Genomic DNA, 652 nt, shown 5'->3' with positions numbered 1-652 from the left:
GCACTTCGTGTGCCTCGAGCCAGGACGCAACAGCGAGGAAAGCATTTCATCACTCCAGAGGTCATGATCAGTGAACGTCCGGCTGAGACTGATGATCGTGCTGTTCCGGGTCACTGGGAAGGTAACCTGATTATCGGCCTTAATCGATCCGCAGTGGGTACGCTGGTCGAGCGTACCACCCGCTATACAATGTTGCTCCATCTCCCACCTATGGAGGGACATGGCACTGGAGTGCGGGCCAAGAATGGGCCACCCCTGGCGGGTCATGGAGCGGAGGCCGTCCGCAATGCCATAGCTGCGAAGATCGTGTTATTGCCTGAGCACTTGAGGCGCTCGCTCACATGGGATCAAGGCGCAGAGATGGCCCAGCACGTGCAGCTTCGAATCGATACGGGTCTGGATATCTATTTCTGCGATCCTCAAAGCCCTTGGCAACGCGGGACCAACGAGAATACGAATGGTCTGTTACGTCAATACTTTCCGAAAGGCACCGACATCAGCCGATACACACAGCGCGAACTTGATGCCGTCGCAGACGCACTAAATTGCAGACCGCGTAAAAGCCTGGGATGGAAATCACCAGCAGAAGCACTGAGAGATCTTCTACTTGCGTCATAAACATTAGGTGTTGCAACGACCCCTTGAACCTAAG

The 652-nt window shown here is 54.8% G+C and carries 1 protein-coding gene; it reads left to right on the top strand.

From position 1 onward, the window contains the following. A partial coding sequence (locus AWB67_RS39105; protein WP_125477918.1) for an IS30 family transposase occupies positions 1–618 on the top strand: 618 nt, incomplete at its 5' end. Positions 619–652: the final 34 nt, after the last annotated feature.

The organism is Caballeronia terrestris (assembly GCF_001544515.1).
GTDB classification, from domain to species: Bacteria; Pseudomonadota; Gammaproteobacteria; order Burkholderiales; family Burkholderiaceae; genus Caballeronia; species Caballeronia terrestris.
Note: the sequence above shows the minus strand (reverse complement) of the source record. Positions and strands in the feature narration are given on the sequence as shown.